The sequence below is a fragment of the Streptococcus pluranimalium genome (assembly GCF_047785705.1).
GTDB classification, from domain to species: Bacteria; Bacillota; Bacilli; order Lactobacillales; family Streptococcaceae; genus Streptococcus; species Streptococcus pluranimalium_A.
The window spans coordinates 81,127-96,833 of sequence record NZ_JBLOJV010000002.1 but is presented as its reverse complement, the minus strand read 5'-3'; the positions used below and the strand labels follow the sequence as shown (position 1 = coordinate 96,833).

15 protein-coding genes and 2 tRNA genes are annotated in these 15,707 nt (G+C 40.0%); 11 read left to right on the top strand and 6 right to left on the bottom strand.

The genetic code is table 11. The annotated features are described in order from the left end of the window. Nucleotides 1–169: 169 nt before the first annotated feature. Together ACMZ6Z_RS01070 and ACMZ6Z_RS01065 are read right to left on the bottom strand one after the other, a co-directional pair. Nucleotides 170–937: a ParB/RepB/Spo0J family partition protein gene (locus ACMZ6Z_RS01070; RefSeq protein ID WP_416130812.1), complete on the bottom strand. Its 768-nt coding sequence runs from the start codon at nucleotides 935–937 to the stop codon at nucleotides 170–172. A gap of 120 nt (nucleotides 938–1,057) precedes the next feature. Next, entirely contained in the window at nucleotides 1,058–2,260 is a 1,203-nt protein-coding gene (locus ACMZ6Z_RS01065) for a S1C family serine protease (protein ID WP_416130811.1), read from the bottom strand. Nucleotides 2,261–2,478: 218 nt separating this feature from the next. On the opposite strand from ACMZ6Z_RS01065, the gene rlmH reads away from it, so the two are divergent. Then, nucleotides 2,479–2,958, top strand: coding sequence for a 23S rRNA (pseudouridine(1915)-N(3))-methyltransferase RlmH (rlmH, locus tag ACMZ6Z_RS01060; protein WP_416130810.1), 480 nt, complete (start codon nucleotides 2,479–2,481; stop codon nucleotides 2,956–2,958). Between the two features lie 60 nt (nucleotides 2,959–3,018). Here the strand turns inward: rlmH and ACMZ6Z_RS01055 are convergent. Beyond that, nucleotides 3,019–3,092, bottom strand: a tRNA-Arg gene (locus ACMZ6Z_RS01055). Between the two features lie 126 nt (nucleotides 3,093–3,218). Between ACMZ6Z_RS01055 and ACMZ6Z_RS01050 the strand changes: the two genes are divergently transcribed. From ACMZ6Z_RS01050 to ACMZ6Z_RS01010, 9 genes are all read left to right on the top strand, one after another. Next, nucleotides 3,219–3,290 (top strand) — tRNA-Glu (locus ACMZ6Z_RS01050). Nucleotides 3,291–3,486: 196 nt separating this feature from the next. Continuing rightward, nucleotides 3,487–4,836, top strand: a complete 1,350-nt coding sequence (locus tag ACMZ6Z_RS01045) for a glucose-6-phosphate isomerase (RefSeq protein ID WP_416130809.1) — start codon at nucleotides 3,487–3,489, stop codon at nucleotides 4,834–4,836. A 287-nt stretch (nucleotides 4,837–5,123) separates the two neighbouring features. Then, on the top strand, nucleotides 5,124–6,221 hold the full coding sequence (locus ACMZ6Z_RS01040) for a hypothetical protein (RefSeq protein WP_416130808.1): 1,098 nt from the start codon (nucleotides 5,124–5,126) through the stop codon (nucleotides 6,219–6,221). A gap of 26 nt (nucleotides 6,222–6,247) precedes the next feature. Next, complete coding sequence (locus ACMZ6Z_RS01035; RefSeq protein ID WP_416130807.1) at nucleotides 6,248–8,650, top strand: GbpC/Spa domain-containing protein; 2,403 nt, start codon at nucleotides 6,248–6,250, stop codon at nucleotides 8,648–8,650. Next, a complete protein-coding gene (locus ACMZ6Z_RS01030) occupies nucleotides 8,647–9,177 on the top strand; it encodes a hypothetical protein (RefSeq protein ID WP_416130806.1) in 531 nt (176 codons plus the stop codon). The genes ACMZ6Z_RS01035 and ACMZ6Z_RS01030 overlap by 4 nt, the downstream gene beginning before the upstream one ends. A gap of 9 nt (nucleotides 9,178–9,186) precedes the next feature. Then, on the top strand, nucleotides 9,187–9,501 hold the full coding sequence (locus tag ACMZ6Z_RS01025; RefSeq protein ID WP_416130805.1) for a hypothetical protein: 315 nt from the start codon (nucleotides 9,187–9,189) through the stop codon (nucleotides 9,499–9,501). A gap of 223 nt (nucleotides 9,502–9,724) precedes the next feature. Then, the gene (locus tag ACMZ6Z_RS01020) at nucleotides 9,725–10,255 is read left to right on the top strand and encodes a hypothetical protein (protein ID WP_416130804.1); all 531 of its coding nucleotides are present in this window, start codon (nucleotides 9,725–9,727) and stop codon (nucleotides 10,253–10,255) included. A 9-nt stretch (nucleotides 10,256–10,264) separates the two neighbouring features. After that, nucleotides 10,265–10,789 carry a hypothetical protein gene (locus tag ACMZ6Z_RS01015; RefSeq protein WP_416130803.1) on the top strand — a complete coding sequence of 175 codons (525 nt, stop codon included), beginning with the start codon at nucleotides 10,265–10,267 and terminating at the stop codon, nucleotides 10,787–10,789. Nucleotides 10,790–10,798: 9 nt separating this feature from the next. Further along, nucleotides 10,799–11,320, top strand: a complete 522-nt coding sequence (locus tag ACMZ6Z_RS01010; protein ID WP_416130802.1) for a hypothetical protein — start codon at nucleotides 10,799–10,801, stop codon at nucleotides 11,318–11,320. A gap of 88 nt (nucleotides 11,321–11,408) precedes the next feature. Here the strand turns inward: ACMZ6Z_RS01010 and spx are convergent, their stop codons facing one another. From spx to ACMZ6Z_RS00995, 3 genes are all read right to left on the bottom strand, one after another. Then, nucleotides 11,409–11,807, bottom strand: coding sequence for a transcriptional regulator Spx (spx, locus tag ACMZ6Z_RS01005; RefSeq protein ID WP_416130801.1), 399 nt, complete (start codon nucleotides 11,805–11,807; stop codon nucleotides 11,409–11,411). A gap of 373 nt (nucleotides 11,808–12,180) precedes the next feature. Next, nucleotides 12,181–13,341, bottom strand: a complete 1,161-nt coding sequence (gene recA / locus ACMZ6Z_RS01000; protein WP_416130800.1) for a recombinase RecA — start codon at nucleotides 13,339–13,341, stop codon at nucleotides 12,181–12,183. Nucleotides 13,342–13,488: 147 nt separating this feature from the next. Next, on the bottom strand, nucleotides 13,489–14,745 hold the full coding sequence (locus ACMZ6Z_RS00995; protein WP_416130799.1) for a competence/damage-inducible protein A: 1,257 nt from the start codon (nucleotides 14,743–14,745) through the stop codon (nucleotides 13,489–13,491). Nucleotides 14,746–15,121: 376 nt separating this feature from the next. On the opposite strand from ACMZ6Z_RS00995, the gene ACMZ6Z_RS00990 reads away from it, so the two are divergent. Then, on the top strand, nucleotides 15,122–15,697 hold the full coding sequence (locus tag ACMZ6Z_RS00990) for a helix-turn-helix domain-containing protein (protein WP_416130798.1): 576 nt from the start codon (nucleotides 15,122–15,124) through the stop codon (nucleotides 15,695–15,697). Nucleotides 15,698–15,707: the final 10 nt, after the last annotated feature.

Sequence of the window (15,707 nt, the reverse complement as noted above, 5' to 3'; positions counted from 1 at the left end):
TGACAAATCGACAACTTCTCTTTTAGAATCAGATGATGTTACAGTTAATCTATTGATACCAAAGCCTTTAGTGGGGTATTTTATTAAAAAAAATACCTGAGTGATGACCAATAGTTTTAGCTGTTTAAGTGTGTATAAGTCCGTTTTTGAGATTGTTATTATCAACAGCTTATCTTAACTTGTTGATAATTCTGTTGAATTCCTCTTCATTGGCAAAGCTTATGGACAGGTATCCTTTTTGTTGTTGGAATCCTGATATTTTGACCTCCAAACCAAGTGATTTTTGAAGTTCTATCTCAATATGATGTTGAAAAATCGTTTTATTTTTTGAAGTTACTTTATCCTTCTGTTTTTTAAGCTGTTTTTCCAGTTGATGGACACTTAGGACCTGGTGGATAATAGTTTTTAACCAACTGTCTTGTTCTTTTTTTGATAAGGCTAAAATTAACCTGGCATGTCCTGGTGTGACCAATCCTTTTTCAATAGCATCTTGAAAAGACTTGGAAAGTTGCAGTAGGCGTAGTTGATTAGAGATATAAGGACGAGATTTTCCAATGGATACTGCTAGTTCTTGGTGGGTCATCTTAAGCTTATCAATGATATTTTGATAGGCTTTAGCTTCTTCAATGGGATTTAAATCAGCTCTTTGGAGATTTTCAATCAGAGCTTGTTTCATACTTTCTTGATGGCTTTTTTGGGTAATAACGGCTTTAATATATGTTTTACCAAGGTATTGATGAGCTCGTAGTCGTCTCTCACCAGCAATCAATTCGTAACCAATAACATCAGATGGTCTAACGATAATGGGTTGAATCAGCCCATTATTAGCTATGGATTCAGCCAATGTTTTAATGGCATCTTCATGAAATAATTGTCGCGGCTGATTAGGATTTTTGGTGATATCACTGATGAGGATATCTTTTAACATATCTTCCATTACTTGGTTTCCTTTAGAGGTAACATGATGACATAGAGATTGGGACCAACGATTAGTCCCAATAGTTTTTTTAGTCATGACTTTTAATGATGCGGATTGAAAGGTCACACTCATGCTAAGTTAGCGATTTTCTAAACCCTGTGTTGACTTGCTTAATGTGACATCAACGGTTTCTTTGTCTTTACCGCGATAATAAGTTATTTTGATGGTATCACCAATTTGATGGCCGTAAAGAACACTTTGTAGATCACTAGCAGATGTTATATCTTTATTATCAATAGCAGTAATGACATCATACTGTTTTAGTTTTCCAACTGCTGGCATCTCATTTTGAACGGAAGCAACGACAACACCAGCAGTGATTTTATTAGGAATTTTGAGTTCTGAGATAGCACCTGTTGAGAGATCACTTAGATCAACCATCCAAATTCCTAGGGCTGGACGTGTGACCTGCCCACTTTTTTCTAACTGATTGATGATTTTGATCACGTCATTGGCTGGAATCGCAAATCCCATTCCTTCTACAGATTTTTCAGACTTTGATGCTACTTTACTTGAGTTGATTCCAATAACTTGTCCCTCAATATTGATAAGAGCACCTCCAGAGTTACCAGGATTGATGGCAGCGTCTGTTTGAATGGCGTTGGTTGAGATAGTTTCGCCATTCTCATTTTTAAGGGTTACAATACGGCTCAAACTGGAAACAATACCTTGTGTGACAGAATTGGCATATTCACTACCAAGAGGACTTCCCATAGCGATAGCAATTTCACCAACATTTAACTTATCTGAATCAGCAAATTCTGCAACGATGCTTACTTTGTCATCAGCAATTTTAACAACAGCCAAGTCAGAGTAGGTATCAGCACCAACTAATTCACCGACTACTTTAGTGCCATTAGAGAGCATGATTTCAATACTATCTGCACCTTCAATAACGTGATTATTAGTGACAATATAGGCTGAGCCATTTGCTTTTTTATAAATAACGCCAGATCCCTCGCTATAGATACTTAATTTTTCTTCAGAATGACTCTCATTATTATTTCCACCAAATATTTGGCGATAGAGATCATCTGAAGTTCCTGTGTTTTTTCGATAGTTAATAACAGATACAACAGCATCTTGAACTTTTTTAGCGGCCTTGGTTGTGTTTGTTGTGTTATTATAGACGACATCGCTGGTTTTTAGTGATTGAGAGCTATTTAGGGATACTGGTCTGTGATCAGAAAATTGTAACATCGCATAAGCTCCTATCAAACCAGAACCTAGTGCTATGATGACTGTTGTGAGAGTGTTTTTAAAGTGAGTATTTTTGTTCAAATCAATCGCTCCTATCTATTTTTAAATGATTTGTTAGCATCATAAATGAAGTGTCTTAATTATATCTTAAAGGTTTAAAAAAAGAAAGTATCCACAGGCTGTGGATAAGTCTAGTTATTTTGTGGAAATCCCTCTAAATCAACTTTTTTAAAAAGGTATTATGGTGACTAAGATGTGGATAAGGTGTGAAAAACAGCTATCTATGGTATAATCAAAGCATGAAAATTAAGCTGATTTGTGTTGGAAAATTAAAAGAAAAGTATTTAAAAGAAGGTATAGCAGAGTATGTCAAACGCCTAGGACGTTTTACCAAATATGACGTGATTGAATTAGCTGATGAGAAAACCCCTGATCAAGCTAGCCCAGCAGAAAATCTTACTATTTTAGCAAAAGAAGGTGATACGATTTTAAGTAAAATCGGAGATAGAGATTATGTCGTTGCGCTTGCTATTGAGGGAAAGCAAGCCTCGTCAGAAGATTTTGCTAAACATCTGGAGAAAATGACTCTCTCAGGTTATTCCACGTTTACGTTTATCATTGGAGGTAGTTTAGGCTTAGATGCGCGTGTCAAAAAGAGGGCTAACCATCTCATGAGTTTTGGCTCAATGACCTTACCTCATCAGCTTATGCGCCTAGTTCTCCTCGAGCAAATTTACCGTACTTTTATGATTCAACAAGGCAGTCCTTATCATAAGTAAAGGTTTAAGCTATTAGTTTTTGAAAAAAAGAATCTGGCATATTACCAGACTCTTTTACTTTGATCCCAGCAGGATTTGAACCTGCGACCGTTCGCTTAGAAGGCGAATGCTCTATCCAGCTGAGCTATGAGACCTTTATCAACTCCATTAGTTTATCAAAAAATCTGCCAATCTGCAATAGTTAAAAAAAATTGAAAAAAAGTCTAGACAAAGAAAAATTTTCTGCTATAATAATAAGAGTGTTACAGATAACATCTATTGGTCCGTTGGTCAAGGGGTTAAGACACCGCCTTTTCACGGCGGTAACACGGGTTCGAATCCCGTACGGACTATCTTTAAAGCTGAGATTTCTCAGCTTTTTTTATTTTTCTATTCTTTTACAATAAGTAATAGAATTACTGAAATGACTCAGTTTTAGAGTTCATTGATGGGCTGATTTGTCCATTTGATTTCTATTGAAATGATTGAAAAAAAACTCACAAAAGAGTATGATAGTAGTTAAGTTAAAAAATGAACAGGAGTATTGATATGACACATCTTCAATTTGATTATTCTAAAGTCCTTGATCAGTTTGTCGCACCACATGAACTTGATTACATGCAAGTGCAGGTAACCGCAGCAGATAAGCTGCTTCGTCAAGGCACTGGACCTGGTTCAGACTTCTTAGGTTGGTTGGACCTCCCAGAAAACTATGACAAGGAAGAGTTTGCTCGTATCCAAGAAGCTGCTAAAAAAATCAAAGCTGATAGCGACGTTCTTGTCGTTATCGGTATCGGTGGCTCTTACCTTGGTGCTAAAGCAGCTATCGACTTTTTGAGCAACCACTTTGCTAACTTGCAAACTGCAAAAGAACGCAAAGCCCCTCAGATTCTTTACGCTGGAAACTCTATCTCCTCAACTTACCTTGCTGATTTAGTAGAGTACGTTCAAGATAAAGACTTCTCCGTAAACGTGATTTCAAAATCAGGGACAACAACTGAGCCAGCTATCGCTTTTCGTGTTTTTAAGGAACTTTTGGTTAAAAAATACGGTCAAGAAGAAGCTAACAAACGCATCTATGCGACAACTGACAAAGTTAAAGGCGCTGTTAAAGTCGAAGCTGACGCTAACAACTGGGAAACTTACGTTGTGCCAGACAATGTCGGTGGACGTTTCTCAGTTCTTACAGCTGTAGGTCTTCTTCCAATCGCTGCATCAGGTGCTGATATCACTGCTCTTATGGAAGGCGCTAAGGCAGCTCGCAAGGAATTGTCATCAGATAAGATCTCTGACAATATTGCCTACCAATACGCAGCTGTTCGTAACGTGCTTTACCGCAAAGGTTACGTGACTGAAATCTTGGCTAACTATGAGCCATCACTTCAATACTTCGGTGAATGGTGGAAACAATTAGCTGGTGAATCAGAAGGTAAAGACCAAAAAGGTATCTACCCAACATCTGCTAACTTCTCAACAGACCTTCACTCACTTGGACAATTCATCCAAGAAGGTTATCGAAATATCTTTGAGACCGTTATTCGTGTGGACAAACCACGTCAAAACGTTCTGATCCCTGAAATGGCTGAAGATCTCGATGGTCTTGGTTACCTCCAAGGCAAAGACGTTGACTTTGTAAACAAAAAAGCAACTGACGGTGTGCTTCTTGCCCACACAGATGGTGGCGTTCCAAACATGTTCGTCACACTTCCAGAGCAAAATGAATTCACACTTGGCTACGCTATCTACTTCTTCGAATTGGCAATCGGTCTTTCAGGTTACCTCAACAGCGTTAACCCATTTGACCAACCAGGGGTAGAAGCCTACAAAAAAAACATGTTTGCCTTCCTTGGCAAGCCAGGATTTGAAGACCTCGGTGCAGAACTCAGCGCTCGTTTGTAAGGCTGTTTGAAACCTAAAATCAAAAAAAGTACAATTCGTGAGGTCAGTTTTGGTCGTTTAAAAACCTTCCAAATGACCAATCAAGCATTGTATCAAGCTGTTTTTTTAAAATAATTTTAAGAGGTTGAACTCATTGTTCAATCTTTTTTTGACTGTTGATAGTAATGATACCTATTGACTTGTCTAATCTTTTGTTGAAATCATTTTAAGGACATCACAATCCTTAGAAAATATGCTAAAATAAACTACAAATAAAAAGAAAAGATATGATTTCATAAAGAGGTTCTATGACAACGAAAACGATTTTACGACAATCTATGGGTATTGCTCTTTTTAGCACCAGTCTTGTTTTAGGAAATTATCAAACCGTTCATGCAGATGAACTTAGTAAAAGCCCATCCTTAGCGACCACCAATCTATCTAGTGATGATTCTAACCTTGCTCCACTAGATGCTGCCATCACCAAAGCTAGCCAAGCTGGTGTTTTAGCGGTTGAAAGTCAACCAGTGGCTTTTGATCGTTTTGAGGATGCTGAAAAAGACGCCAAACATCAGATTGGTATGCTTGAGCAAGCAAGACAAGAAGCGCTGATTGATCAAAGCAACTACCTAAAAGACCAACAGGCTTATCAAACCTATCTCAAAGACCAAGCAGCCTATGAGCAAGCTAGTCGTGACTATGAGGCTTATCTTAGAGAGTTAGCAGTCTATCGTAAGGCCTACACCACCTATCAAGAGCAAGAAAATGCCTATCAACAAATCCTAGAAGAAAATCGTCAAAGCCAAGACCATCATCAAGAAGCTCTCAAAAAGTATGATCATGACTTTAAGCAATACCATGACAAACTCAAGGCTTTTGAACAAGGACAGCTTAGCAATGAAGTCTTAAAACAAGAATACGAAGCAGCGCAACTAGCCTATGAGCGTGACCTTTTAGCTTATCAAGAGCAAGAGAAAAAACAGCAACAAGCCAAACAAGCACAAATACAGGCACAATCAGCCTACCAAAAAGCTTTGGAAGGCTATCAGGTTGAGCTTAAGACTTATCAAGTTGCCAGGGCAAGGTACGATGAGCAGGTAGCAGAAGCTCAAGGAAAAATAGGCCAGTTTGGCTATCTTTCTGAGGTTGTCGCTCAAAACCTCATCTTTAGATCTGAGCCAAACACCACCCAAACCTTTACTGGAAAGTACCTTTCACCCCAGCAGTTGGCTACTTTGAGCAAAAATGGAATGGGCTGGTTAGATCCAGGAACACTGACAACACCTGTCAGCCAAACAACCATTCGTAACAAAGGGCAATGGAATGCCGCTTACATGCGAGTGGGAGATACAGTTCAAGTGGACTATAGCGGTCTAGAAAATCTAGTTTTTCTGGCAATAAGTTAAAGCGGGTTCGCTACACCTATACTTTATTGTCTTCTACTCATTATGACCAGTCGGTTATCCTTCAAGCCATTAGTGATCCTACAGTCACAGTCTATGCTCATGTTTACAATAAGGATGATAAGACAACGGCTTCTTTTGAGATGGAGATGAGGGTTCAGTTCTTTGATGCTAACGATCAAGAAATCATCCCAACTCCTAGTCAATATGCTCTAACCAGCTTTGCTAGTATCAACTCCTTCAACGCAAGTGGCGAATATGTCGCAGGCTATAATGGGCAACTGCTCCCTATTACTGGCTCAACCATCACGGTGCAAAATGGGCGTGCCATGAATCACTCAAATATCAGACAAGAAAGTGTCGCACCTGATTGGGATCACGCGAACAGTCCTGATGCTTATATCGGAGCGATTGTAGGGAAGTCAACAGGGCCTATCCGATTTACCTTTGGAAATTCGGATGGCTTTGCCTACTGGTTTGCCTTTAATAGCGATGTCAAGGCAAAGGGTGTGCTCGGACCAGAGCCCATCGCCCCAGTCAAGCCAGAGCTTTTACAGATCGCCTTGCCAGATCTAGGACCAGCACCACAGAAACCGACCAAGCCTCAGTATGGCACTCTTGAGAAGCCTCTAGCTCCCCAAAAACCTCAAGCACCTAGCCTTAAGACAGCTATCAAACCAAGTGCTCCGATAGCACCAATCTCTGTTAAAAATCCCATCCAGCCTAAGGTGGTTAAAGCGCCTAGCCTGCCAGAGCTAATCGTGCTTGTCTTTCATCGGAGTTTCTATCGTCCAAAACCAAGTAACAACCAGTCTCTCTCAACTCCCAAACCACAGCCAGTCTCAGGTCAAGAAAGGCCTTATGCTCCTATCACAGTGACTGTCCAGACCCATCAGCCAAGCTCAGCATTAAACTATCCAGTTATTGCTACTAATGATCTAGCAGGTCTGCCTCTACTGACGAGCTCTTGGTCGCCTCAAAGACCACCACTTCGGATAAGCCCAGAGCTTATCCCAGTCTACACTCGCCAGCAAGTACCTACTGATAGCCAAGCCCAGCATTTTAGGGATAATCTCAACCTCAACAATGATGAAGGAAATGCTCTGAAAGATGCTAAAGCAACGCTTGCCTATATTGATTCAGTCACTAAGACCCTCAAGCAAAAACACCGAGGAAACCAGACCAAGGTTGATCGTGACTTAGCCCTCCTTCTGGCAAAAGACGTCTATCAAGAAGATAGGCTACAAAATCTATTAAATAATTTTACAGATACAGGCATCAGTAAAGGCTTAAGTAATCTTAATAAGGTGATGACAAAATCTATCCAGGAGAACCATTATAATAATAGTGCCGACATTGACTTTGCCCATGTCATGACCACTCTGGCTTCTTTGGAAAACCAAAAAGGGCATATGACTGAAATGATGAAAGGTTTCTTTAGTGTGAGGCTACCAGTCTTCAATCTTTCTTGGAAAGATTTATTATTAAATAAAGCATTACTAAAAAATAAACAATTACTAAGGATCAGTTGGCAGCGCTTCTGGAGGGAACTGGCTTTGCGTCCTGTTTTAGGAGCCTATGATAGACAAAATATCCTACAGCTCAACTCTCTTGTGGGGGATTTTCTAACCACCAATTCCCAAAAAGACATCTACTCGGACATGGATGCTATTATCCTCAGCCAGCATCCTCGCTATCGCAAACTCCCTCTCAATGAGCGGATCAAGGCTTACTATGGGCAGAAAGACCTGACCAAAAAGCGTCAAAGTCTCTTTTTAGAAAGCTATCACAAGGATCAAAAGCTAGCCAAAACAGCTGCTACGCTAGATCTCTTAGTTCCTCTAGCTACTCTGGGAGGTCTTGCAGCTTTGGCCTTCGGCTTAGGCAAGTACAAGGGCTCCTCAAAACCAATCGCTAAAAACCTAGCCTTGACTGATCAGATCGCCCTAAAAGGAACGCTACATCAGTGGCAGAAACAGCCTCTCAAGGCAGTCAAAGAGATAGCTACCCTAAAGTCTAGTAGGATCATCCAGCCTATCGCCACGGCTAGCAAACTAATCGCCAAGAAAACCCATCAGACAATCAAGCAAGTCTCTGGTGTGGTAAAAAAGACCGTTTCAAAAGTGCTTCAATCTATTACCAAATCACCCCAACCTACTCAAGCTCCCAAACCTGTTTCAAGACCAGTCTACCATCCTCCTGCTCAGGTCCAGCCTCTACGCCCTTCAACTAGACCTCAATCAGCTCCCAAGCCAACGGCAGCACCCTCAAGACCACAGCCAGCCCCAGCTGCTCCTCCAAAACCAGCTTCTATCATTAAGCAAGTCTCTAAAGCTGTCATTGCCCCAGTCGTAAAGGTAGCCAAGACTGTCATCAAAAACATCACCAAAGTATTTCACAGAGCCCCTAAAAAGAAAGGACGCCGTCGATGAAAAAGCCCATCCTTATCACTTTCCTCCTCACTCTACTTAGCCTCCTCCTTTTTGGTGTGGCAAAGCTCTACATCGCCTATAACCTAGCCGCCTACGCAGGCTACTATGTCCAGCACATGCCTAGAAAGGCAGGGACGCACCCAGAGTTAGCAATTATTGTGGATTATATGCATGATATCACAGAACCGACCAAAGGGAATGTTACTTTTGACCTTGATGGAAACGGCACAGTTCATAAAAGCAAGCTAGGAAAAGATGCCATTTATGTTACTGACTATACTTTTCCTGAAAAATATCATTTAAGCAATGTTTTGAATGATGATGTCTATTATTTTAGTTATAATACCATTTTTGCTTATAAAATTAGAGGAAGTGACTATCAAAAAGAAGAAGTTACTGAAGACAATTTATCTGAAGCTGAGTCTCTCTTAGACGAACTCCTCCAGCCTGTGCTTGACGTTCAGCCCAAGCCTAAGATCAACCTGCAACACTGGTTTAACGCCAAACACCAAGAACGCTTTAATTAGGTCAATACGATGAAAAAAACCATCCTTATCACTTTCCTCCTCACCCTGCTTAGCCTCCTCCTTTTTGGTGTGGCAAAGCTCTATATCGCCTATAACCTAGCTGCCTACGCAGGCTACTATGTCCAGCACATGCCTAGAAAGGCAGGAACGCACCCAGAACTAGCGATTATTGTGGACTATGCACATGATATCACAGAACCGACCAAAGGGAATGTTACTTTTGACCTTGATGGAACTGGTGCAATTCATAAAAGCAAGCTAGGAAAAGATGCCATTTATGTTACTGACTATACTTTAAAAATATTATTTAAGCAATGTTCTTAATGGTGATGAATATTATTTTAGCTATGATACCGTTTTTGCTTATAAAATCGGAGGAGGTGATTATGACGAAAAGGAGATAAATGATGAATCTACTTTATCTGAAGCCGAGTCTCTCTTAGAGGAACTCCTCCAGCCTGTGCTTGACGTTCAGCCCAAGCCTAAGATCAACCTGCAACAACAGTTTAACGCCAAACACCAAAAACGCTTTAATTAGGTCAATACGATGAAAAAAACTCTCCTTATCACTCTCCTCCTCACCCTGCTTAGCCTCCTCCTTTTTGGTGTGGCAAAGCTCTACATCGCCTATAACCTAGCCGCCTACGCAGGCTACTATGTCCAGCACATGCCTAGAAAGGCAGGGACGCACCCAGAGTTAGCAATTATTGTTGATTACATGCATGATATCACAGAACCGACCAAAGGGAATGTTACTTTTGACCTTGATGGAAACGGCACAGTTCATAAAAGCAAGCTAGGAAAAGATGCCATTTATGTTACTGACTATACTTTTCCTGAAAAATATCATTTAAGCAATGTTTTGAATGATGATGTCTATTATTTTAGTTATGATACCATTTTTGCTTATAAAATTAGAGGAAGTGACTATCAAAAAGAAGAAGTTACTGAAGACAATTTATCTGAAGCTGAGTCTCTCTTAGATGAACTCCTCCAGCCTGTACTTGACGTTCAGCCCAAGCCCAAGATTAACCTGCAACAACAGTTTAACGCCAAACACCAAAAACGCTTTAATTAGGTCAATACGATGAAAAAAACTCTCCTTATCACTCTCCTCCTCACCCTGCTTAGCCTTCTCCTTTTTGGTGTTACAAAGCTCTACATGGCCTATAACCTAGCCGCCTACGCAGGCTACTATGTCCAGCACATGCCTAGAAAGGCAGGAACGCACCCAGAACTAGCGATTATTGTGGACTATGCACATGATATCACAGATCCCAGAACAAAAACCCATTACTTTGATTTAGATGGCAACGGAGCAGTCTTTAAGAAAGATACCTCTTATGCAGCCTATTATACTGCTTATGACAAATACTACCTCCGAAATATTTCTAATAATTATGAGTATATTTTTAGTAATAATACTGTTTTCGATTACAAAGTTAGAGGGAGTGATTATGAAGAAAAAGAAAAAATATACAATGATCATACTTTATCCGAAGCCGAGTCTCTCTTAGACGAACTCCTCCAGCCTGTGCTTGACGTTCAGCCTAAGCCTAAGATCAACCTGCAACAACAGTTTAATGCCCAACACCAAAAACGCTTTAATTAGGTCAATACGATGAAAAAAACTCTCCTTATCACTCTCCTCCTCACTCTGTTTAGCCTTCTCCTTTTTGGTGTGGCAAAGCTCTATATTGCCTATAACCTAGCCGCCTACGCAGGCTACTATGTCCAGCACATGCCTAGAAAGGCAGGGACACACCCAGAACTAGCGATTATTGTGGACTATGCACATGATATCACAGATCCCAGAACAAAAACCCATTACTTTGACTTAGATGGCAACGGAGCAGTCTTTAAGAAAGATACTTCTTATGCAGCCTATTATAACGCTTATGACAAATACTATCTCTTAAATATTTCTAGTGGTGATGAATACTTTTTTAGCTATGATACCGTTTTTGCTTATAAAATCGGAGGAGGTGATTATGACGAAAAGGAAATAAATGATGAATCTACTTTATCTGAAGCCGAGTCTCTCTTAGACGAACTCCTCCAGCCTGTGCTTGACGTTCAGCCCAAGCCCAAGATTAACCTGCAACAACAGTTTAACGCCCAACACCAAAAACGCTTTAATTAGGTCAATATGATGAAAACTCTGTAAGCCACCATAATGTAATCGCCAAAAAACAGTCAGGCACAATCCCGACTGTTTTTTGGTATTTCTTTTACAATGCTGCGCGTAGGCGTGCTTGTTCATTTTCGACATTACGGATATTACGCGGTAGAAAAGCACGGATATCATCTTCTTTGTAACCAACTTGCAGACGCTTATCATCAATCAAGATTGGACTTTTAAGAATACGTGGATTTTCCTGAATCAAGTCAATCACTTGGCTTAGGGGTAGCTCCTCAATGTTGCAATTCAGAGCTTTGGCATAGCGGTTTTTTGATGACACAATGCTCTCAATGCCACTTTCTGTTTTAGCGAGAATTGCTAATATTTCTTGCTTGGTTAGTGTTTCTTTTCCTAAATTTTGTTCTTTATAAGGGAGCCTGTGTGCGTTGAGCCACGTTTTTGCTTTTTTACAGCTCGTGCAACTTGAGATGGTATAAATTTTAATCATGTACATTCTCACTTTCTATCCCATGATAGTATCATTATAGCATGTGTTTATCATCAAGTATATAGGTCTTTGGACCTATTTATGGATTTGTCAAGAGTTTACTGTCAAATGGCTTAAAAACTTAACAATTTCTTAAATGTGCAATTTAAAAATCTCCTTCGGACTTAGACTTAACTCACTTTCTTATTTCTCGGCTCGTGAAAAAACAGTCCGCTGGACTTAACTCGCTCTCTTATTTTTCGGCTCATGAAAAAACAGTCCGCTGGACTTAACTCGCTCTCTTATTTTTCGGCTCATGAAAAAACAGTCCGCTGGACTTAACTCGCTCTCTTATTTTTCGGCTCATGAAAAAACAGTCCGCTGGACTGTTTTTTTACTCTTCAATTTCAATGCTACTATCAAGGTCTAAGATAAGTTCGTCTGTTTTTGTCTCTACTTCTACTTTTGAGAGGTCTTCCGTTGCTTTTTCTTCACCTTCAGCATCAGTAGTGTTATTCATGCCAAAATGAGCTCGTACTTTTTGGTCGATGTCATCAAAGACTTCGGGATGTTCGGAAAGGTATTTTTTAGCATTTTCAGAACCTTGACCGATTTTTTCACCATTATAAGAGAACCAAGATCCAGCTTTTTTAACAATATCCAGATCACTAGCAATCTTGATCAGCTCACCAGTGTGAGAAATTCCCTCACCATACATAATATCAACGAAAGCTTCCTTGAAAGGTGGGGCAATCTTGTTTTTGACAACCTTGATTTTAGTTTCTTTACCAACATTTTGGTCTTTTTTATCACCGCTACCCTTGATTTGTGTGTTACCACGAACATCAAGACGAACGGAAGCATAAAATTTAAGGGCACGACCACCAGGTGTTGTTTCAGGATTACCAAAGGTTATACCGACTTTTTCACGTAATTGGTTAATGAAAATGGCAATGGTTTTGGTTTTATTGATAGAAGATGATAATTTACGCATGGCTTGACTCATCATACGCGCTTGTAAACCAACGTGGCTATCTCCAATATCCCCATCAATCTCTGCACGTGGCACAAGGGCTGCAACCGAGTCAACAACAACTAAGTCAACCGCACCAGAATCAATGAGTTTACCAGCGATTTCAAGCCCTTGCTCTCCCGAATCTGGTTGAGACAAAAGTAATTCATCAATATTGACCCCAAGTGCTTGAGCATAGGCTGGATCCAGGGCATGCTCGGCATCAATAAAGGCGGCGATTCCACCCTCTTTTTGGGCCTGAGCAACAGCGTGAAGTGCCACAGTGGTTTTCCCGGAACTCTCAGGACCGTAAATTTCAATGATACGACCCTTAGGATAACCACCAGCACCAAGAGCAATATCAAGTGCCAATGAACCTGAACTCATGACTTGAACTTTTTGCTCAAAACGCTCCCCAAGTTTCATGATAGCTCCCTTACCAAAATCTTTTTCGATTGTTTTTAGAGCATCATCAAGGGCTTTTTGACGTTCTTCCCCAAATTTTTTAGTGATTTCTTCCATTTTTTTTTGTTTTTTAGCCAAAATAGTCTCCTATAGTTTTGATTAAAACCAACTGTTACATCAATTAACAGTCAGATATAGAGTAGTGTTACGGTGTTATTTCTATTAATGATTTTAGAAATAATAAAGGTATCAACCTTTTTATTATACCAAATTAAGTGAATATAATCATGCTAGCAATGCTTGCTGAACCATATCTAAGGCATGTAAAACGGCAATATAGCGAATGTCGAAACGACTGCGATTTCCAATAAAGACTTTTTTAACGCAACTGCCTTTTGCACTGGCTAAGCCTATAAAGACCGTTCCAACGGCTTGTCCTTCTAGCTTATCAGGGCCTGCCACACCTGTCAGAGAAATCGCAAGATCTGCCCCGACCTTCTCACGCGCAGCCTCAGCCATGGCTCTAGCTGTAAACTCACTAACAACACCATGCGTCTTTAAATCATCCTCCGGAATTCCTAAAATCGCAGCCTTTTGAGCCAAGCTATAGGTCACAAAACCACCCTGGAAAATAGCAGAAATACCTTCTAAATCAGCGATTGTCGACTGAAAAAGCCCTGCGGTCAAGCTTTCTGCAGCCGTGATCGACTTACCAGAAGCCTTCAACAAGTCAACCGTCACTCGGGCTAAGGAATTGTCCTCACCATAGCCGTATAAGTGGTTTTTGAGTGGTAAATCATCCAAACCTTGTCTTGCTAAAATTTGGGATTCCAGTGCATCCAACTTCAAATCAGCTGCTTGTTGATTTGTCGCCTTGGTTGATAACCTCAAGGTCACTTCACCAACCTTGGCATAGGGAGCAAGTGTCGGGTCAGTCTGCTGTGTGATGAGGTCTGCTAGGACCGTCACCAGCTGGCTTTCACCGATACCAAAGAAACGCAGAACGCGGGAGTAGAGTTGCTCACCGCTATTAGCTAACAAAGGCATTAAGCTTTTTTGTACCATGGGTTTTAGCTCACTTGGTGGGCCAGGTAAAATGATATAAGTCACATCATCAACTGTCAAGATACCTCCGACAGCCAGTCCAGTAATGTTTTCAATCGGAGTCGCTCCTTCAATAATCTGAGCCTGACGGTCATTATTTGGGGTACGGCTGTGTTTAGGTCGTGACGCAAAGAATTGATCTAATTTCTGCTTGGCTTTGCTGTCAAAAACTAAGTCTCGCCCCAAATATTTAGCCAAGGTTTGCTTGGTTAAGTCATCCTCTGTTGGTCCCAATCCCCCACAAAGAATAAGCAGATCACTACGTTTACTGGCAATATCAATGACCGATAGGAGTCTTTTCTCATTATCCCCAACAGCTGTTTGATAGTAAACATCAATACCGATTTCTGCCATTTTTTCTGACAAATACTGGGCGTTGGTGTTAACGATTTGTCCAGTTAAGATTTCTGTTCCGACTGCAATTAACTCTGCTTTCATTTACCCACCTACTTTACTATTCGAAAACTTGTTTACATTTTAGCATAAATTGCTAAAAATTATTCTTTTGGGTTCAATCACTGGATTGTCAATCATTATGATAAACTACTAGACCACTTCCCAAAAATTTGAGAATATCACCAACTTTTAGCATTTCCAAGTAAATACATACCCTAATGTAGCAAAAAATTCCCAGTCCTTAACGATCCTAATCTAATCTCTAAAAATCCTAAATTTTGATGGGTTTACAGAATTGTCAACATATTGTAAAGATGAACATGTCACTAACCTTTTGAATTACGACATGTTAAAAATATTTGCTAGCTTTAACCTAGCAGAATAACTATAATAAAGTCATAGTAAAGGAGGGCAAATCATGAAAATTGGTCAACATATCTATCAGTTAAGAACTACCCAGAATCTCACTCAAGAAGAACTAGCAAGCAAGGTTTATGTTACCAGACAAACCGTTTCCAACTGGGAACGCGGTTACTCTTATCCTGATTTACAAAGTCTCATGACTATTTCTGAGTATTTCAATATCTCTGTTCACGAATTGCTTAAAGAAGATCTACCTAAAATTGAAAGGAGTCTATCAATGAAAGCACATCAACACTTTCAACAATTATCCATCGAGTTTACGTTACTATTAATCTGGTTTGTTATCTCATCAATTTTTAGTTTTTATTTTTTCAGAGAAAATGGACTTCTGCTTAATTTGATCATTTCTAGTCCTTGGTTGGTTTATAAAAGTTTTCAAGTTGACCGCTACAAAAGTGATTATCAGTTAAAAACCTATCAGGATATTAGTGATTTTTTAGCAGGTGAAATCACTCAACCGATCAAAGCACCATCTCATTCTAAAACGTTGTTTTGGCATGTGCTAGACCTCTTACTTCCTATGATTTTGGGCTTTGTTGCTGTCTATCTTCTTCTGCATTTAATATTCTAAAATGAATACA